The organism is Actinopolymorpha sp. B9G3 (assembly GCF_040120725.1).
Classification (GTDB): Bacteria; Actinomycetota; Actinomycetes; order Propionibacteriales; family Actinopolymorphaceae; genus Thermasporomyces.
Window position 1 is genome coordinate 429,774 of sequence record NZ_JBEEAB010000001.1, and the last position, 19,346, is coordinate 449,119.

Below are 19,346 nucleotides of genomic sequence, written 5' to 3' on the forward strand. Positions count from 1 at the left end.
GTAGGAATTGCAGAGCAGGCGCCGGGCTCAGCCGAGCTCGGCGCGCACGACGGCGGCGACGCGGCCGCCTTCGGCGCGGCCCTTCACCTGGGGCTGGACGACCTTCATGACCGCGCCCATGTCCTTCATGCCGCTCGCACCGGTCTCGGCGACGGCCGTACGCACGATCGCAGCCAACTCGTCCTCGGACAGCTGCGCGGGAAGGTACTCCGCGATGATCTCGCCCTCGGTGCGTTCCTTGGCCGCGAGATCGGACCGACCAGCCTCGTCGTAGGCCTCCGCCGCCTCGCGACGCTTCTTGGCCTCCTTGTCGAGGACGTCCAGCACCTCGGCATCGGACAGCTCACGGGCCGCCGCGCCGGCCACCTCGGCGTTCGTCACCGCCGTGAGACTCATCCGTAGCGTCGACGAACGCACCTTGTCCCGGGCCTTCATCGCGGTCGTCAGGTCGGCACGCAGCCGCTCCTTGAGGGCACTCATGGGCACGATCCTACGGAGCCTGAGGCCGGCGCCGGTTGCGCCGGCGTACAACCGCCGGTAGAGCCGCATCGCACGACCCCACAGGACGGGCTCATGCGACGCCACGCACAAGACGATCATGAATAGTGGTGCGACCATGTGAGCCGCCCCGGGGTGTGGGAGCCTGTCAGGGTGCATCACAAGCTCAAGGTCGCCCTGGGAGCCACCGCCGGTGTCGCCGCCGCTGCCGCGGCCTGCGTGGCCTACGCCGCGCGCTACGAGGCACGGGCCTACCGCCTCCGCCGGTTCGATGTGCCCGTGCTGCCGCCGGGGAGCTTGCCGCTGCGGGTCCTGCACATCTCCGACCTTCACCTCATGCCAGACCAGACGGACAAGGTCGAGTGGGTACGCGGACTCGCCGCGCTGGAGCCGGACCTCGTGGTCAACACCGGCGACAACATCTCCCACCCCGACGCGATACCGGTCGCGGTCCATGCGTACGAGCCGCTCCTGGAGCGTCCAGGGGTGTTCGTCTTCGGCTCCAACGACTACTACGCGCCGGTCCGCCGCAACCCACTTCGCTACTTCTGGATCCGCGAGGGTCCGCGTGCGTTCGGCGCCCCGCGGATGCCGATCGACCAGCTGCGTACGGCGTTCACCGACGCGGGCTGGCTCGACCTCACCAACGCACGGGGTGAGCTGAAGGCCGACGGGCGGCGGCTGGCGTTCGTCGGGGTCGACGATCCGCACATCCACTGGGACAGGTACGACGACGTCGCCGGCCCTGCCGACACGTCGGCCGAGCTCACCATCGGCGTCACCCACGCGCCCTACCGGCGGGTCCTCGACGCCATGGTCGCCGACGGCTATCGCCTTCTGCTCGCCGGGCACACCCACGGCGGACAGGTGTGCGTGCCGGGCTACGGCGCCCTCGTGACCAACTGTGACCTGGACACGGGACGGGCCAAGGGGCTCTCCCGCTGGGGTCCGTCCTGGATGCACGTCTCCGCCGGCCTCGGCACGTCGCCCTACGCGGCAGTGAGGTTCGCCTGCTATCCCGAGGCCAGCCTGCTGACCCTTCGTTCGGCCCTGTGAGCGCGGCGGCCGATCTCCGCGTACCCGCGCGGCTGGATACGCCACGGCTCACGCTGCGGACGTGGCGGCGTTCGGACTGGTCGGCGTTCGCGGCGATCAACGCCGACCCGCGGGTGATGGAACACCTCGGCGGCATACCGATGCGGCGTGTCGAGAGTGACGCCCTCGCGGACCGGATCGAGGACCACTGGCACCTGCACGGCTACGGGTTGTACGCCGTGGATCTGCGCGCCACCCGCCGGCTGGCCGGTTTCATCGGGCTGAACCACCATCGCGCCATGCCGGACCAGGTGGAGATCGGCTGGCGCCTCGCCCACGCCGCGTGGGGTCAGGGCCTCGCCACCGAGGGGGCGTGTGCTGTCCGCGATCTTGCGTACGACACGCTCGGACTGTCTTCGCTCATCTCGATCACCATTGCCGCCAACACCCGCTCGCTGCGGGTCATGGAGAAGCTGGGACTGTCGTACTGGCAGCAGATGGCGTGGGAACGCTGGTGGCTGACGATCTACCGCGGGACTCCCACGGCCCGGTCCGATACCCGATCGCGGGGGTCAGAGGCCGCCCGGTAGGCTTGCCTGGCGTTTGCGGGGTGTAGCGCAGCTTGGTAGCGCGCCTCGTTCGGGACGAGGAAGTCGTGGGTTCAAATCCCGCCACCCCGACGCGCAAACCGGCAGGTCAGAGGCCTGAGCGATGGCTCAGTGAAGAGTCTCTGACCTGCCGGTTTCCAATTCTGGGGCGCGACTGTACGTCGGAGACGGTGAGAACGCGTCCCCGACTGTCGCCTCAGAGCGAGGACCGGCGGCGCGCGAAGAGAACCGCCCCTGGAACGCTCTGGTCAAGGTCGAACAGCAGCTGGGACTCGACCGTGAACCCGGCATCGTCCAGCCAGGCTGTCACTCGGCCCGGCTGGCGGCGGTGGACGTAGACGTTCATCGGGTGACCGCCGTAGCCCTGCGTCTTCAGCCGCGATCCGTCGCCGAGGTGAAAGCCGAGCAGCAGTGGTCCGCCGGGCCGCAACACCCGCCGGAAGTGCCCGAAGATCGTGGGAACCGCATCGTCGGGGACGTGAACCAACGACCAGAAAGCCAGCAGGCCGGCCACCGAGCCGTCGGCGAGGTCGAGGTCCGTCATCGAACCCACCTCGAACCGCAGGTCGGGGTGGTCCCGCCGGGCAACGTCGATCATCCCAGGCGAGAGGTCGACACCGAACGCGTCGATCCCGAGCTTGTGCAAATGGGCGGTCACGTGTCCTGGTCCGCACCCCACATCGGCGACCGGTCCGCCACCGGCGGCGCGAACCTGGTCGGCGAACAACCCAAGACTCGCGCGTAGGTACGGCTCCCCGGCCAGGGCGTCGCGTACGTGGTCGGCATAGCTGACCGCCACGGTGTCGTAGGAGGTCGTGGTGTCTGCCAACCAGCCGTCCGCGTGCATGTTCCACCACGGTAGTCCAGTGATCAGGATCTGGTGCACAGCCCACGCACCGCATGAGAGTTGGCGGCCTGAGCCGCATCGCGCTGGACGCAGCTGGGACCTACGACTCTGGTACGTCGAGGCTGGCGAGCAGGGTGCGGATCTGCGCGGCTGAACGTTCGATGCAGGCCCGGTCGTCCTCATCCACGCCGATCTGTAGTGAGGACAGAGCGATATCCAGGGTGTGCAGGTTCAACCGCCGGAGGTACGTCTCGTCGGCCGGTGCGCCGTAGCCGGCCAGCAGTGGCGGTAGGTCCAACTCCGGGCCGCGAACCCGGAGCACTGCCAGGTCGTGCACCGGTGCGCCGGGCTTCCAGTCGCCGAAGTCGATGATCCCGCTTACCCGTACGGACGCACCCTCGCCGCCGTCACCGGTCACGAAGATGTGCCGCGGACTGAGATCGCCATGGCACAGCACCCAGCGCTCACAGGGAAAGTCGTGGGCGTACCCCTCCAGCAGGTCCAGCATCCGGTCGAACTGCGCAGCCGAGAAGCCGCCCGCCAGAATCTGATCCCGTTGCGCACGACGATCGACCAGCTCTGCCGCCATCACAGTCGTCCAGTCGCGTCCGTCATCGACGGGGACCCCGTTGATTCGAGCGATCAGTCCGCCGATCTCAGCGAGCACGTCGTGTCGTTGTCGCTCCGACAGGCGGTTGACGACCTCGGCGAGCGGGCGGCCGGGCATCGTGCGCTGCACCATGACGGGAAACTCGGAGTGATCGATCCGTACGGTGTCGTGGAGCAGGATCTCCGGTCCGGGTACTCCGGCGGCACGGGCGGCGCCGATCGCCCAGGCCTCGGCCGCCGACCTGGTGGAGTCGCCACCGAACCGCAAGATCCGGACCACCACATCCTGCCCGTCGGCGCTCCAGACCCGGTAGACCTCGTTGTCGTACCCCTCCACGATCCGGTCCACCCGCTCGATCCGCGCTCCCACCGCACGGCGTACGAGCCTGGCCAGCACCGAGCGCGGCGTGCTCACCTGAGCGTGCTGCCATTCGACAAACGATCCTGGCGGCACCGACATGCCGGCGATTCGACCAGCGCGGCGGTGGGGAATCAAAGGGTTTTCGGCGATCGCCCTTGCGTGATCGCCGATGCGCTCGCTCGCACCAATGGCGGTCGCCACCCGTTCTTGGCCGGTGGCGGGTCGTCACCTGGGACGAGCTGCGGACTACCGCCGTGCTCACAGAGGGTTCCACGCTCACACAACGATGATCGTCCGACGCCCTTCTCCCTAGGATGCGTACTCGGGCTACTACTGTCGGACTCTTGCGGTGCGCATTCTGGGACCTTGGGTGCCGATCCGTGACCTTGGGTGCCGATCCGGGCCCGCTCAAGCTGTCGTACGACAAGGAGGGTTGGGCTGTGTCTTTGCCGCCACCGGGACACGTCGCGGCGACGCGCCTGTCCGCGAATGGGAAGCTGGCGCCCGCGGGCTCCGGTCTCGTCCTGGCCGAATGGACCGCCCGACCAGGCACGGGCTCCGTCGACGATCCGCCCTACCAGGCGCCAATGCACATCCATCATGACGAGGACGAGGCGTGGTACGTCCTCGACGGGCGGCTCCGCGTCAAGGTGGGCGACACCGAGCACGAGGTACCGGCGGGCGGGGCGGTCATCGGGCCGCGTGGGCTGCCGCACACGTTCTGGAACCCCGACCCTGACGCCTCGGTGCGCTACCTGCTCGTCATGGGAGCCCGCACGAGTGCGCTGCTCGACGTCTTGCACAGCGGCGAACGGCCATCAGGGGTGGAGGGCATGCGCGCGTTGTTCGAGGCGTACGGCTGCACCCTCCTCGACTGAGCCCGCTCGGTCAGGCGTGCAGGCGGACAACGGCAGCGGAACGCTGGGCGGACGGGCGGCAGACGTTGGAGAAGTTCGCGCCCGACAAGCACAGGCTGACCAGTAGCTCGCCGCGTGCCGCCCTGCCCTGTGATCGTGAAAGCTCGCTGGTGCAGCGATCTGGGGACACTTCGTGATCGTCGCAAGGGACGGCGATCGGTGATCATGAATGTTTTGCGGGCTATGCGCACAGAGAACCTTCATGGTCACGATCCTGATCACGAGGGCAGGGCGCGCCGGGGTGAACGCCGGGCAGGACTACGCCATACGGTGCAAAGCGTGGAGCGGGAACGGCGTGGACGCCAGCGGCTTCACGGCCAACTGCACAAGGAGCAGGGCACTGTCGTCTCCCGCCGCACGGTTGAGCGACATGGCGCCGCATTCCCGGCAGCGGTGCACCAGCACCCACTCCCCCGCACCGCGTACGGTGATGGCGATCGGCTCCATCCCCGCACCACAAGGCGAGGCACGGTCGCCGGGTCGCGCCCGGTCGAGGTGCCGGCTCCACAGGCAGTGTGGGCAGTGGTTGCGATGGGCGGTGCCCTGAGCGTCGAGGTCTACCTCACGTCCGCAGTGCAGGCAGCGGAAACGCGACGCGCGGCGCCGATCGCGGTGGTGGCGAGATGCGTGTGTCACGAGTGGATCTCCGTCCGTCGAAGTGAACGCAGCGACGGACCCGGACAGTCGTCACACTCTCGCCTCCTCTCGCTACCTGCCGTGGCCCCGCGACGGCAGAACCACCGCCGCGTATCGCCTCGAATGACACCGCATCATCGGCACACCGGCAACCGATTTTCCTGCCTGTACGAACGAAGCGAGCCAGACCTCACTTCGTCGCGGTCGGATCAGCCACCTGCCCCAGGAACAACGGCGTCTGCGTCGGCAGGTGGACCACCGCGAACGCGAACGCTCGGTCCGCCCGGATCACCGTCTTCGGCTCCGCCGGGAGGGAGGTCGTCCGCATCGCCAGGCCGGTGACGGCGGCTGCCTCCGTCCCGAACTCGTCGACGGTGATGTTGGCCCGGTGGATGGCCTGGTCGATATAGAGCCTGTCGGCGATGCCGGAGAAGTCGGCAGACCTGCCGAACGGCACCGTCATGCCGAGTAGCTGGAGCAACGAGGCGAGCTCGAGGTTGGTGGCGAAGTCCCAGCGTGGGAGTGCGACTCTCGCCTGTCCGCTCCGCAGCCCCGAGGCCACCTCCCGTAGCAGCTGCGGCCGCAGCAGGGTCACGGGCTTGAACGGTGCCGCGGCTGTCGGTTTCGCGGTCGGCACGACGATCCACATCGCGAGCTCTCCGCCGGCGTAGGGAAGTTCCGCCGCCTGCCAGTCCGCCCCCGACGCATGGCGAAACGCGCCCATCCGCGTCATCATCGGCGCCTTGACGGTGCCGCCGTCGGCCTTGGTGAAGGTCTCGGCACGGGTGGCGGACTCCTCGAACGGCACAGCCCAGTCGGCCTTCAGATACACGGCGTTCGCCAACACCAGCATGGTGTCAGGATTGAGTTGTTCGAAGAGCTTGGTGATGCGTTCGGCGGTCTGCTGGCGTACCCACGCGTTGATCGTCTCGAGCGCGGCAGGCGACTGCAGATCGAGCGTCTGGACGCCGGTGTCGTAGTGCTCCTTCAGCGTACGCAGAAAGGCTTCCCGGATGGCGAAGCCCTCCTGGGCGAACAACGCATTGGCGACGGCCACGACCGGCGGTGCCGGCGGCTCACCGGGCTCGCGCTTGCTCGACGCCCGAGGCGGCGCCTTGTCGGTGGTGACAACCTGCCGGGTGATGGCGTTCAACGCCAGGTGTGGACCGTCGGGAGGGAAGCCCAGAACGTCGTCGATCTGTACGGCGGTCTGTCCGCGGGCGCCCGCCCTGACCATGCCGAAGGCGAAGGCGATGCTCGCCGGCGACGCGACGAAGTTCGTCAACGGATCGCTGGCCCGCTGCATGAGGGCATGCCCGAACGCCGTCATCCCGTCGACCGTCGGCGCCACCGGTGCATCGCGCGGCGGCGTGACCCGGTCAACTCCCTCGGCCGCCACCAGCCGCAGCCCCCCGCGCCCGTCCTTGCCACCCATGCCGTTCCCTCCGTTGGCACCGCCGGCTTCCCGGCCGCAGGCCGCGAGCAACGGCGCCGCCAGTGCGCCGATGAGCACCGCTCGCCGGGATGTCCCGACACCTTGCATCATCTCCGCCACCTCCCGCTAGGTCATCCAGATGGCGAGCTCGACGGGTGGCGAGTCCCGTCGGAGCAGGCCTCCCGAACGACGCCGCGGGACGGAAATCGGTTGTCCCGCGGCGTCGTCGCGCACTCAACCCGGGACAGGCCGATCTCGCAGCGGACAGTAAGGTCGTGCGGGCCCTCCGCGTCCAGCCGGGCGCGGGTTGAACCCGGATGCGACCAGTGCGGGGCGAACCCTTCCGTGCGACCACTCTTCCACGGAAGAATTGCCGACGGCGAAGGGAGATCTTGATGCCCGCTGGCATCTACGTGGGAACCGACGACGGGCTCCATGTCTTCGGGTCGCAGACGCGTCTCGAGCTGCCCGGGCGGCGACTCCGGACGCTGGTCGCCGACGGTGACAAGACCTGGGCCCTGGTCGGCGAGTCGGAGATCTTCAACGCGGGAGCGGCAGCCATCTGGCGCCACGTGACGCGGCTGCGCAACGTGAAGACCACCTGCATCCACCCGTCCGGCGACGGTCTCCTGATCGGCACCTACGGCGCCCATCTCTACCGGCTGCGTGGCCAACGGCTCGAACCGGTCGAGTCGTTCGACCTCGTCGACGGACGGGCCAAGTGGCACGCGGCGTCCGGCGACCAACCGTCGGTCGGCTCGATCGGTGTCGACGACGATGGCAATACGTTCGTCAACGTACGCATCGGCGGGATCCCACGCTCGACCGATGACTGCGCGACCTGGGAACCCACACTCGACATCGACGAGGACGTCCACCAGATCATCGCGCTCCCCGGCGACGGTCCGCTCCTCGCGGCGACCGCGCGGGGCCTGTCGACCAGTTGGGATCACGGGGGCGCCTGGAACCACCGCGCCCTCGGCCTCGACGGCACCTACTGCACCGCGGTCGGCGTGTGCAACGACACAGTGGTCGTCAGTGCGTCCGAAGGTACGAACGGCAAGGGCGCGGCGATCTACCGTGGCGGGCTGGAAGGTGTACGGCTCGAACGCTGCGGCAAGGGCCTCCCCGACCTCGAGACCAACATCGAGCCGCACTGCCTGGCAGGGGCCGGGTCGACGATCGCCTTCGGCACCACGACCGGCGCCGTCTATGCCAGCGCAGATGCCGGACGCAGCTGGGAACTCCTCGCCGACGGCCTTCCGGCGGTGCGCTGCGTCCTCGTCCGGGAATAGCTCGGCCTTTTCGTTTGGATGAGGGCGCCCCTCACGCGGGCGTCTCTTGGGTCAGCGGCGCCCTCATCCAAGCAGGGCATCCTTCCCGCACGGGCGCGCGGGTCAGAGAGCGTCCCAGTCGAGCACTGGGGCTGCGAGGTCGCGGATCGAGGCCAGCAACCCGAGCCGCGCCGCCCGAACCGCCGGGTCCTCCGCCATGACGAGCACCGCGTCGAAGAAGGCGTTCACCGGTCCCACCAGCGCCACGGCCGCGTCGACGAACTCCGCCAGCGTGTAGTCCGCGTCCGCGCCGAGCGCCTCGCGTACCTTGGCCAGCTCCTGATGCAACCCCAGCTCCTCGGGCTCGCTCAGCGCGTCCACGGCGTACTCCCCCGCGACGTCGGCCGGCACGATCCGCCGGACCCGCTGCAGGGCGGTCACCAGGTCGGTGAAGGCCGGGTCGGCCGAGGCACCTTCGGCGACGCCGGTACGCCGTTCGAGCTCGCGCAGCGTCTCCTCCGCGCGCGCCGGCCGGCTGGCCAACGGGAGGACCGCCTGCACGGGGTCATAGCCGTGGCCGGCATCGAGGAGCTGCTGTTCATACCGGCGTACGACGAACTCCCCGGCGTCGGCCCGGGCTGACGCCGCCACCTCCACACCGTGCGCCTCGACCTCGGCCGCCGCCGCCGCCAACCCCGCGTCCACCGTCACCGCCGCGAGCGATGGCCGCTCCCGCAGGATGTTCACGATGCCCAGCGCGGCGCGCCGCAACGCGAACGGGTCGGAACTCCCGGTCGGCGTGGCGCCCACCGCGAACAACCCTGCCAGCAGGTCGAACCGGTCCGCCAGCGCGAGCAGTGCGCCAGGTGTCGTCGCCGGCAGCGGACCGCCGGCGACCCGCGGCAGCTCCATGTCGTACAACGCCTCGGCGACGGCCTCGGGCTCGCCGGCCCGGCGGGCGTACTCCCGGCCCATCGTGCCGGCCAGCGACGTCAGCTCGACGACCATCTGCGACGCGAGGTCGAACTTCACCAGCTGCCCGGCCCGCGACAGTGTCGCCCGATCAGCGCCGGACAGGCCGACCAGGGAAGCAAGCGCGTCGGCCACCTTCGCGATCCGGTCGGCGCGTTCGGACATCGAGCCGAGCCGGTTCTCGAACGCCAGCTTCGCAAGGCCCGCGCGGTGTGCGTCGGGCTGCACCTCGAGGTCCGCGCGCCAGAAGAAGGCCGCGTCCTCGTAGCGGGCGCGCAGGACCGACTCGTTACCCGCGCGGACGACATCGGGATCGCACGCACCGTCGGCCACCGCCACGAACGCCGGACGAAGCGCCGCGTTGTTCCGGCTCCCGGACGGCCCCCGCTCGCCGGCGCCCGCGTCCACCACATCGGCCGCGCGCACCGGCAGGTAGCGCTGGTGCTTGCGCATGACCGTCGTGAGGACCTCCGCCGGCAGCTCGAGATACCGCTCCTCGAACGCACCGCGGATCGCGACCGGCTGCTCCACCAGGTTGGTGATCTCGTCGATCAGCGCCGCCTCGCCCTCGACGTCGATGACGCCGCCCACCTCTGCCGCGAGCGCCTCCGCCGCCGCCACGATCGCGGCGCGGCGTTCGCTCGGATCGGCCACGATGTCGTGCGTACGCAGGAAGTCCAGATAACCGTCGGCGCCCGGGACCTCGACCACGGGTTGCGCGGCCGTACGCCGGACCCTCGTCGTCCGCCCCGACGCCACCGTCGACACGGCCACCGGCACCGGCACGTCTCCCAGCAGTGCGAGCAGCCAGCGGATCGGGCGGCTGAACGACAGCACCGGGTCGTTCCACCGCATGTTCTTGTCGGCGCGCAACTCGCTCACGACGGACGCCAGCAGTCCGCTCAGCACCTCGGTGGCGGGACGGCCGACGTCGGTGCGGACCGCCGCGACGTACTCCACGCCGCCCTGCGCGACCCGCGACAGCGCGGCCACGTCGACGCCCTGCCCGCGGGCGAATCCCGCCGCGGCCTTCGTCGGCTGGCCGTCGGCGTCATACGCAGCACTGACCCGAGGACCGCGAACGGTCCGCTCGGCGTCCGGCTCGTGCGGCTCCACGGCGTCGACGATCGCGATGATCCGCCGAGGCGTGCCGTAGGTGCGGACCTCGCCGTGCCCCAGCCGGGTCTCGCCGAGCTTCGCGCGCAGCGCCTCGCGAACCGCGTCCACCGTCTGTGCGACGTCGGCGTGGGGCAGTTCCTCGACGCCGATCTCGAACAGCAACGTTCGCGGGCCGTCGACCTCCGGAAAGCTCGTCGGTGCCGGGGCGGGCGCGGGTGGTTGCGTACGACCGAGGGGGTAGTCGAGCTCTTCCCGGCGTTCGTCCCACAGGTTCGACACCTGCCGCGACAGCGCCCGCATCCGCCCGAACGCGTTGGCTCGCTCGGTCGTGCTGATCGCACCCCTCGAGTCGAGGACGTTGAACGCGTGCGAGCACTTGAGGACGTACATGTGCGCCGGTACCGGGAGCCGCTCGTCGACGCAACGCTGCGCCTCGGCTTCGTAGGACCTGAACAGCGTCCAGTTGGTCTCGACCTCGGCGTCGTCGAGGTAGTAGCGGCTCATCTCGTACTCCGACTGGCCGAACGCCTCGCCGTAGGAGATGCCGGGTGCGTACGCGATGTCCTTGAAGTGGTCGACCTTCTGCAGCGCCATCAGGATGCGCTCGATGCCGTAGGTGATCTCGACGCTCACCGGGTCGAGGTTCCGGCCACCGGCCTGTTGGAAGTAGGTGAACTGGGTGATCTCCAGCCCGTCGAGCCACACTTCCCAGCCGAGGCCCCAGGCGCCGACCGCCGGGGAGGCCCAGTTGTCCTCGACGAACCGGATGTCGTGCGCGTCGATGTCGACGCCGAGCGCGCGCAGGCTGTCGAGGTAGACCTCCTGCGGATCACCCGGGTCTGGCTTGAGGATCACCTGGTACTGGGTGAACGTCTGCAGCCGGTTGGGGTTCTCGCCGTACCGTGAGTCGTCGGGGCGCACGCTCGGCTCGACGTAGGCCACCCGCCACGGCTCGGGGCCCAGCACCCGCAGGATGGTCGCCGGGTTGTACGTGCCCGCCCCCACCTCGGTGTTGAACGGCTGCACGATCATCGCGCCGCGCTCGGTCCAGTAGGCCGTCAGGGCCAGGAGTACGTCCTGCATCGTCGGAGCGCCCTGACTCGCCGGCTCGCTCTGACTCGACGGCTGCTGTGTCATCGGCGGAGTCTTCCCCGTCACCTCACGTGCCACGCCGACCACCCTAATGTCGCCCACTCCGGATACTCAGGGCGGACCTGAGTACGCCGACGGATGGCGGCGTGGGTCGGCCAGGTCGATCATCGGCTGCCATGGACGAATCCGAGGGCAGCCCACCCACATCACCCGCCTCAGGGGATCCGAGTCCGCTGTGGGAGCAGCTCCGCGAGGTCGACGCCCGGCTTGCCTGGTTGGCGACGGAACGGGACTTCGCGCTGCGACACCGCGCGACCCTGGTCGCCGCGCTCGACGCCCGCCCGGCGACCTCCCCGGCGCCCGGTCACCGGACTCCGCCGACAGCGGGGCAACGCCGCGAGCTGTCGGTCCAGACCGTCCAGAATCTGCTCCTTGTCCTGGGTGGGGCCCTGCTGTCCGTCGCCGCGGCGGTCTTCACGATCTGGAACTGGGGTCAGATCGGACTCACCGGACGCGCCGCCATCCTGGGCGCGATCACGGCCGTCACGCTCGCGATTCCCAAGCTTCTGCTCGTTCGGAACCTCCGTTCGACCGCCGAGACCGTCGCCCTGCTGGGGTTCGCCCTCGTGCTGTTGGACGGGTACGCCGCCCGCTGGACCGGCCTGGCCGGACTCGACCGGCTCCCGCCGGGGCCGTACGCGGCCGGGTTGGTCGCTCTGGTCTCGGCCGGGCTGGTCGCGTACTCCAGGGTGCTGCCACCGCTCCGGCTGCCTGTCTCCGTCGCGCTGGTCCTCGCCCAGATCGTCCTACCGCTGCTCGCGTGGAACGCCGACCCGCCAGGCACCGCCTCGTGGCTGGTGGCCGCACTGATCGCCACGGCCGCCTTCGACGTCACGGTGGCCGTCACCGGGAGGGCCCTCCGCAGGGCCGCGACGACCTGCTTCGGGTTCGCCTGGTCGGCCGGCGTCCTGGTCGGTCTGGCGCAGCTGCTCTCCACGCCCGACCCGGTTCAGGTGCGCGCGGCCGCCGGGCTGCTTGCCGTCGCGGTCCTCGTGGGCCTGGCCGTGACCGTGCCGGCGATCATCCACCGCGCCAGGCCGTTGGAAGCGCTGACGCCGTCGGTCGCCGTGGTCTCGGCGGTGACGGCGTGCCTCGCCCTCGCCACACCGCTGCGGATTCCTCTCGACGGACGCTGGCAGCTGGTGCCGTACGCCGCCGCCGGCCTGCTGGTCCTCGTCGCCACCCCTGCCGCCCGCTGGCTGCCGGCGCCGGTGCGGGGCGGCTGCCGGATCTCCGGCGCGGGGGTCGCCGCCGCGAGTGCCCTTCCGCAGGTGCCGATTCTGCTGGGCACGATCGCGGCCCCGGTCGGCTGGATCGTCGAGCCGTGGTCGGGTGCGCCGGACGGGGTACGCGGTGTCACCGTCGCTCCGTCCCTGTCCTACGCCACGTCGTCCCTGATGACCTACATCACGGCCCGCCCGGCTGACCTGGTCGTCCTCGGGCTCCTCCTCGGCTGTTTCCTGCTCCTGGCCGTCGGTACCCGTTCGCCTGGACTCAGGTCGCCCAGCGTCGGCGTGAGCATCGCGCTCGGCGCCGTGATGATGGCGGAGGTACCGGTCGCCCTGGACTTCTCCTACGAGGCGGCGATCGGCACGTTCCTCGTCGCGGCCGTCGTCTCTACCGGCGCGGCGAGCCGGCTGCGTGACGTCGCGGTGGCCTACTGGACCGGCACCGTCTCCGGCGTACTCGCCCTCCTCGCGCTCTCGTGGGCGCTGGCGACCGAGACCGCGACTCTCGTCGTTCTCGGCGTACTCGCCCTCGGGTCGGCGAGCCAGGCCGTCCTCGCCCGGGTCCGCGAGTTGCGTCCGGTGAGTGCCATGGCGGCCACGTTCCTGGTCGGGGGATTCGCCCTGGCCTCGGGCCTCGCGGCCGGCTGGCCGGCGCGTAGCTCCGCGTTCCTGGTCCTGGGCGTCGCGGCGGTCGGTACGGCACTGGCGGCGGTGCTGGCCCGGCGTAGCGCTCGCGCGGACCTCGCGCCTGGCGTGGAGTGGGGGTCCGCCGTCCTCGTCGTCGCGGCGATTCTCCTCACCCTCGGCGATGCGCGGCTGTTCGGTGTGGGCCTCGCGTCGGCCGGCGTCCTCGCTCTCGCCACGTCGCTCCGCCCCGCCCGCCGATCCGCGCGTCCTGTCGGCCTGACCGCCCTCGTGCTCTCCTCCTGGGTTTTGCTCTGGGCGGAAGGTGTCGGGCTGATCGAGGCGTACACGGTTCCGGCGTCGATCATCCTGCTCGGGCTGGGCTGGTGGCGTCGCCGGACGGTGAGCCCTGGTCCCTCGTCGTGGCATGCGTACGGCTCGGGTCTGTCGTTCACCCTCGCGCCCTCGCTGCTGCGCGCGGTGACCGGCGAGCAGTGGGAACGACCGCTGCTGCTCGGTACCTGCTGCCTCGCGATCACCCTGCTCGGCGCGTGGAGACGGCTGCAGGCGCCGGCCGTCCTGGGTGGCGGCGCGCTCGTCGTCCTCGGGGGCGTCGAGCTCGCCCCCTTCGTGGCCGAACTGCTCGTCGCGCTTCCCAGGTGGATCCCGTTCGCGGTCGGCGGATTGCTCCTCCTCGTGGTCGGTGCGACGTACGAACACCGCCTGCGCGACGTCCGGCGACTGCGCAGCGCCGTGGCGCGCCTGCACTGATCGGGCGTCCTGAGCGCCGGGGGCGGGCATGGGGTCGCCGCCGGCATGGCAGGCTCTGCAGCATGCGGATGGGGACCGACAGCGACCGCCCGGTCGGCGCGGACGGACCGGTCGGCGCGGACAGACCGGTCGGTGCCGACGGCTCGGCCGGGACCGACGGACGCGGCGCGCGGGGTCCTGTCACCCGCCAGGAACGCGCCCTCGCGCCCGACCTCGCCCGCGGCGTCATGCTCGCGTTCATCGCGCTCGCCAACGCGCCGTTGTTCCTGTACGACCGGCCGCGCGGCCCCCGCCTGCACGTGATCGACACCGGTCTGGTCGACCGGATCGCGAGCTTTGTCGTGGTGACGTTCGTGGACGGCCGGGCCTATCCGATGTTCGCCGCCTTGTTCGGTTACGGCATGGTCCAGCTCTACCGCCGCCAGCGCGCCAGCGGCTCCGCGGAGCCGGCCATCCGGCGGGTGCAGGTTCGCCGCAACCTGTGGCTGCTGGTGTTCGGAATCGTCCACGCGGCTCTGTTGTTTCCGGGCGACATCCTCGGTGGCTACGGGCTCGCGGGTCTCTTCATGCTGGCGCTGCTGCCGGTCTCCGATCGTGGACTGCTCGCCTGGGCGGCCGTCTGCACCGTCCCGGTCGTGGTGCTCGGTTCGACCTACGGCCTGGCAACCGGTGGCGGCGGAGCGCTTGTCGGAGCGCTGAGCACGCAGGATCCCTGGGAGGCCATGTCGCTTCGGCTGGCGGACTGGCTGGCGACGACGCCGTTCACTGCTCTAATGGTCCTCCTCCCGATGGTGCTCGGCCTCTGGGCCGGCCGCCGACGCATCCTCGACGAGCCGGAGCGGCACCGGGTCCTGCTGCGCCGCGCCGCGGTGGCCGGGCTCACCCTCGCCCTCGCCGGCGGACTGCCCCTGGACCTCGTGGTGGTCGGTGTCCAGCCGTCCTCGTCGGTCACCGTCAACCTGGTGTACGGCGCCCTGCACACGCTGACCGGCGTGGCCGGCGGCCTCGGCTACGCCGCGCTGGTGGGGCTGCTCGCCGCCCGCCTCCAGTCCCGGTGGGCGCGGCAGGCGCTGCCTGGTCAGCGACGCGAGGTCGCCCCGGGTCGGATCACCACCGCCGTGGCCGCCTGTGGCGAGCGGTCACTGTCGTGCTACCTCGCGCAGTCGGTGGTGTTCGTACTCCTCTTCACCCCGTACGCCGGCGGCCTCGGCGCGCACCTGGGAAGTGCCGCGACGGCGGGGGTTGCCCTCCTCACCTGGCTCGCCATCGTCGCCGGAGCGGGCGTCCTCGGTCGGGTCGGGCGGCGTGGTCCGGCGGAGGTCCTGCTGCGTTCCCTGACCTATCGAGCCCCACGCGGGAACCGCTAGCACCGGAGCCGCCCTTGTTGCGCACAGTGACAGGTCGGCGGAGTCCAGCGCGCGACGACGCACGCCACATTTGCCGTGTCTCGGGGGGATTGGCGTGTGTCGTATCCGCTGTCTCACATCGCGTACAGTCCAACCTCTCAGATCCCGAGACCATCACGTCCGAGCGTCGCTCTCCGTACAAGTGCCGCTGTCGGACTTGCCTTGCGGCCCTGCCGGTGCCGGATTTCCCTGTGGAGCACTACCGGTTGACCACTCGTGTACTGCTGAGTTCTCGCCCGTCTCACATTCGTACGCGCAGCTACGCTGGACGCCACCTGGCGCCGCACAGCTTCGCGGCTGCCCGACGTACACGGGGTGGGCCATGGAACTTCTGCTCTTCGCGGTCATCAGCCTGCTGGTCCTCGCCCTGCTCTTCGTCGGCATCAGCACGGTGTTCCGGATGGTGCCACGAACCGCACAGCGGAAGCTTCCCGTGCAAGGGGTGGGCTGGACAGGCGGGTCGCATTACTACGGGACGACCTCCGAAGTCGGCAACGCCGATCTCGGCGACGCGGGCAGTGGTGGCTCTGGCGGCGATGGGGGCGGTGGCTCCTGAACCTGCGGCCCCGACCACGGCAGCACTCATCGCACGGCGCCGGAGGCCAGTCCGCCCACGTCAACCGCTGGAAGACGAGGACGAGCACGAGTGGCGGGAGCACCGCGACCACACCTGCTGCCGCCATCGACGTGTGCGAGACGTTGAGGTCGGTCGCGACGTTCGCCGGTTCGTGACCGCGCGCGGGGCCCTTCGTAGGACCGCCCCGGTCTGGATGAGGGTGCCCCTCACACGAAAGCCGCTTGGGCGAAGGGACCCCTCATAGGAAGATGCTCCGCCAGCGGGTGCCTTTGAGGTGCCCGAGGCGGAAGGCGGTCAGGAGACGGGGACGCCGGCGAGTTCCTCGGCCACGAGTTCGGCGATCTGCGCGGTGTTGAGCGCCGCACCCTTACGCAGGTTGTCTCCGCACACGAACATGTCCAGCGCCTGCGGGTCATCGAGCGCCCGCCGCAGCCGGCCCACCCAGGTCGGGTCCGTGCCCACCGCGTCCGCGGGCGTCGGAAACTCCAGGTCCTCCGGCTCGTCACACAGCACCAGGCCCGGTGAGTCACGCATGATCTGCCGCACCTGTTCGACATCCAGCTCGCGGGCGAACCGGGCGTGGACGGCGAGCGAGTGGGTCGTGACGACGGGGACACGTACGCAGGTGGCGGACACGGCAAGGTCAGGCAGCCCGAGGATCTTGCGCGACTCGTTGCGTACCTTCAGCTCCTCGCTGGTCCAACCGTCCTCGCGCAGCGAACCCGCCCACGGCACCACGTTGAACGCCAACGGCGCCGGGAACGGCCCGAGGTCGTCACCGACGATCCGCCGGACGTCCCCCGCACGGGTGCCGATCTCCCGGTGACCCGCGACCTTCGCCACCTGGTCGTACAGCGTGTCGATGCCGGACTGTCCCGCACCGGACGCCGCCTGGAAGGACGCCACGACCAGGGACTCGAGCTCGTACGCACGATGCAGCGCGCCCACCGCGACGATCATGGCGAGCGTCGTGCAGTTGGGGTTGGCGATGATCCCTCTCGGCCGCTCGCGGGCGGCGGGCGCGTTGACCTCGGGCACCACGAGCGGGACGTCGGGATCCATCCGGAACGCACCGGAGTTGTCGACGACGACCGCGCCGTAGGACACGGCGACCGGCGCCCAGGTCGCCGAGACCTCGTCGGGAACGTCGAACATCGCGATGTCGACGCCTTCGAAGCAGCGTTCGGAGAGCGGGACGACCTCGACCTCCTCGCCGCGTACCGTCAACTTGCGCCCGGCCGACCGTGGCGAGGCGACGAGCCGGATCTCCCCCCAGATGTCACGGCGGGTGGACAGGATCTGCAGCATCACCGTGCCGACCGCGCCGGTCGCACCGATCACCGCGAGGGTCGGCTTCTTCTCCCCGAGGTCCGCGCCCACGCTCATCGGCCAGTCCCTCCGTAGACGACGGCCTCTACCTCGTCGGCGTCGAGGTCGAAGGCTCGGTGGGCGCCCGCGACCGCGGCGTCGACGTCATCCTCGTCGACGACCACCGACACCCGGATCTCCGAGGTGGAGATCATCTCGATGTTGACACCGGCCTCGGCCACCGCCGCGAAGAAGCGTGCCGCCACGCCCGGGTTGGTCCGCATGCCGGCGCCGATGAGCGACACCTTGCCGATCCGGTCGTCGTAGAGCAGTTGCTCGTAACCCACCTCGCCCTGGATCTTGGCGAGCGCGGTCATCGCGTGCTGGCCGTCGGCGCGCGGCAGCGTGAACGAGATGTCGGTTCGGCCCGTCACCACCCCGGAGACGTTCTGCACGATCATGTCGATGTTGATCTCGGCGTCGGCGAGTGTGGCGAAGATGCGAGCGGCCTCACCGACCTTGTCCGGCACGGCGACCACGGTGATCTTCGCCTCGCTCTTGTCGTAGGCGACACCGGAAATGATCGGCTGCTCCATCTCGCCCTCCTCTGAGGTGATTTGCCGGTCCGTCGGGACGTCGACGGCGTGGGCTGCCTTCGCCGCGCGTACGACGTCGGCGTCGGCGACCCACGTGCCCGGATTCATGCTGAACGACGAACGTACGTGGATCGGCACGGAATACCGCCGGGCGTACTCCACGCACCGCAGGTGCAGCACCTTGGAGCCGCAGGCCGCCGTCTCCAGCATCTCGGCGTAACTGATCTGCGGGATCCGTCGCGCACTGGGCACGATCCGCGGGTCGGCGGTGAAGACCCCGTCGACGTCGGTGTAGATCTCGCAGACGTCCGCGTCGAGAGCCGCGGCGAGCGCGACGGCCGTGGTGTCGGAGGCCCCGCGACCGAGCGTGGTGATCTCCTTCGTGTCCTGCGAGACACCCTGGAAGCCCGCGACGATCGCGATCGCGCCTTCCTCCAACGCCTGCCGGATCCGACCAGGCGTGATGTCGATGATCTTCGCCTTGCCGTGATGGGACGTGGTGAGGACGCCGGCCTGGCTGCCGGTGTAGGACTTGGCGGTCTGGCCGAGGTTGGCGATCGCCATCGCGAGCAGAGCCATCGAGATCCGCTCACCGGCCGTGAGGAGCATGTCCAGCTCCCGCGGCGGTGGCAGTGGACTCACCTGCTGCGCGAGGTCACGAAGGTCGTCGGTGGTGTCGCCCATGGCCGAGACCACCACGACGACGTCGTGTCCGGCCTTCTTCGTCGCCACGATGCGCTGGGCGACACGCTTGATGCATTCGGCATCGGCCACCGACGAGCCGCCGTACTTCTGCACGACTAGGCCCACGGGAATAACGCTCCTGCATTTGGCGGGTCGAGAGTCCGGGGCCGGCGTGAGCCAGCCCTGGTCGGCACCGTTGCCGCGCCACAGTCTACCGACGGCGACGCTTCGTGGACGGACTGTCCAAGTTGTGGGCGCTCTCCCCGCGCCTGGGCCCGAGCGGAGCTCTAACCCGCCCTCTGGCTGCATTTGGCGGCGTGGCCGCGTAGGTGGGACCGCGTAGGTGGGACCGCGTAGGTGGTGGTACGCATCCGCACGGCACCCACGCGGTGGCTGCGCCCCGCTGCCTGCCACCCGATCCAACGGCGCTCCGACCGTGATCATGACCGTGATCATGAAGAGGAGCGGGCGCAATGTGCCCTAACGCCTTCATGGTCCGGAACGGCTTCATGATCACGCCCCCAGCCTCCCCCTTAGGCTCGCCTGCGTGCGCTGCCTGAACCGCCAGCGCTGCACCCCCCGCCGCCAGCGCTGCACCCCCCGCCGCCAGCGCTGCACCCCCCGCCGCCAGCGCTGCACCCCCCGCCGCCAGCGCTGCACCGCCCGACTGCGCTGCACCGCCCGCCTG

15 protein-coding genes and 1 tRNA gene are annotated in these 19,346 nt (G+C 70.2%); 8 read left to right on the forward strand and 8 right to left on the reverse strand.

The annotated features are described in order from the left end of the window. Positions 1–27: 27 nt before the first annotated feature. A complete protein-coding gene (locus ABNF93_RS01900) occupies positions 28–480 on the reverse strand; it encodes a GatB/YqeY domain-containing protein (RefSeq protein ID WP_349325729.1) in 453 nt (150 codons plus the stop codon). 171 nt (positions 481–651) lie between these two features. Here ABNF93_RS01900 and ABNF93_RS01905 point away from each other — a divergent pair, with 171 nt between their 5' ends. The 3 genes from ABNF93_RS01905 (at position 652) to ABNF93_RS01915 (ending at position 2,213) form a co-directional block, all read left to right on the forward strand. Further along, the gene (locus ABNF93_RS01905; protein ID WP_349325730.1) at positions 652–1,554 is read left to right on the forward strand and encodes a metallophosphoesterase; all 903 of its coding nucleotides are present in this window, start codon (positions 652–654) and stop codon (positions 1,552–1,554) included. After that, positions 1,551–2,123, forward strand: coding sequence for a GNAT family N-acetyltransferase (locus tag ABNF93_RS01910; RefSeq protein ID WP_349325731.1), 573 nt, complete (start codon positions 1,551–1,553; stop codon positions 2,121–2,123). Before ABNF93_RS01905 ends, ABNF93_RS01910 begins: the two co-directional genes overlap by 4 nt. A 16-nt stretch (positions 2,124–2,139) precedes the next feature. Beyond that, positions 2,140–2,213 (forward strand) — tRNA-Pro (locus ABNF93_RS01915). A 124-nt stretch (positions 2,214–2,337) separates the two neighbouring features. Here ABNF93_RS01915 and ABNF93_RS01920 read toward each other — a convergent pair. Together ABNF93_RS01920 and ABNF93_RS01925 are read right to left on the reverse strand one after the other, a co-directional pair. After that, positions 2,338–2,988, reverse strand: coding sequence for a class I SAM-dependent methyltransferase (locus ABNF93_RS01920; RefSeq protein ID WP_349325732.1), 651 nt, complete (start codon positions 2,986–2,988; stop codon positions 2,338–2,340). A gap of 100 nt (positions 2,989–3,088) precedes the next feature. Beyond that, complete coding sequence (locus tag ABNF93_RS01925) at positions 3,089–4,012, reverse strand: phosphotransferase family protein (protein ID WP_349325733.1); 924 nt, start codon at positions 4,010–4,012, stop codon at positions 3,089–3,091. A gap of 326 nt (positions 4,013–4,338) precedes the next feature. Between ABNF93_RS01925 and ABNF93_RS01930 the strand changes: the two genes are divergently transcribed. Beyond that, positions 4,339–4,836, forward strand: coding sequence for a cupin domain-containing protein (locus ABNF93_RS01930; RefSeq protein WP_349325734.1), 498 nt, complete (start codon positions 4,339–4,341; stop codon positions 4,834–4,836). A gap of 297 nt (positions 4,837–5,133) precedes the next feature. Here ABNF93_RS01930 and ABNF93_RS01935 read toward each other — a convergent pair whose 3' ends face one another. Together ABNF93_RS01935 and ABNF93_RS01940 are read right to left on the reverse strand one after the other, a co-directional pair. Then, positions 5,134–5,511, reverse strand: coding sequence for an RNHCP domain-containing protein (locus tag ABNF93_RS01935; protein ID WP_349325735.1), 378 nt, complete (start codon positions 5,509–5,511; stop codon positions 5,134–5,136). Between the two features lie 190 nt (positions 5,512–5,701). Beyond that, the gene (locus ABNF93_RS01940; RefSeq protein ID WP_349325736.1) at positions 5,702–7,057 is read right to left on the reverse strand and encodes a serpin family protein; all 1,356 of its coding nucleotides are present in this window, start codon (positions 7,055–7,057) and stop codon (positions 5,702–5,704) included. Positions 7,058–7,341: 284 nt separating this feature from the next. On the opposite strand from ABNF93_RS01940, the gene ABNF93_RS01945 reads away from it, so the two are divergent. After that, positions 7,342–8,241, forward strand: a complete 900-nt coding sequence (locus ABNF93_RS01945; RefSeq protein WP_349325737.1) for a beta propeller repeat protein — start codon at positions 7,342–7,344, stop codon at positions 8,239–8,241. Between the two features lie 102 nt (positions 8,242–8,343). Here ABNF93_RS01945 and ABNF93_RS01950 read toward each other — a convergent pair whose 3' ends face one another. Next, entirely contained in the window at positions 8,344–11,448 is a 3,105-nt protein-coding gene (locus ABNF93_RS01950; RefSeq protein WP_349325738.1) for a glycine--tRNA ligase, read from the reverse strand. 131 nt (positions 11,449–11,579) lie between these two features. Here ABNF93_RS01950 and ABNF93_RS01955 point away from each other — a divergent pair, with 131 nt between their 5' ends. From ABNF93_RS01955 to ABNF93_RS01965, 3 genes are all read left to right on the forward strand, one after another. After that, positions 11,580–14,087 carry an SCO7613 C-terminal domain-containing membrane protein gene (locus ABNF93_RS01955; protein WP_349325739.1) on the forward strand — a complete coding sequence of 836 codons (2,508 nt, stop codon included), beginning with the start codon at positions 11,580–11,582 and terminating at the stop codon, positions 14,085–14,087. Between the two features lie 62 nt (positions 14,088–14,149). Further along, entirely contained in the window at positions 14,150–15,454 is a 1,305-nt protein-coding gene (locus ABNF93_RS01960) for a DUF418 domain-containing protein (RefSeq protein ID WP_349325740.1), read from the forward strand. A gap of 361 nt (positions 15,455–15,815) precedes the next feature. Then, on the forward strand, positions 15,816–16,049 hold the full coding sequence (locus ABNF93_RS01965) for a hypothetical protein (protein ID WP_349325741.1): 234 nt from the start codon (positions 15,816–15,818) through the stop codon (positions 16,047–16,049). A gap of 315 nt (positions 16,050–16,364) precedes the next feature. On the opposite strand, the gene ABNF93_RS01970 is transcribed toward ABNF93_RS01965, so the two are convergent. After that, complete coding sequence (locus ABNF93_RS01970) at positions 16,365–17,456, reverse strand: aspartate-semialdehyde dehydrogenase (RefSeq protein WP_349325742.1); 1,092 nt, start codon at positions 17,454–17,456, stop codon at positions 16,365–16,367. Beyond that, positions 17,453–18,784, reverse strand: a complete 1,332-nt coding sequence (locus tag ABNF93_RS01975; RefSeq protein ID WP_349325743.1) for an aspartate kinase — start codon at positions 18,782–18,784, stop codon at positions 17,453–17,455. Before ABNF93_RS01975 ends, ABNF93_RS01970 begins: the two co-directional genes overlap by 4 nt. Positions 18,785–19,346: the final 562 nt, after the last annotated feature.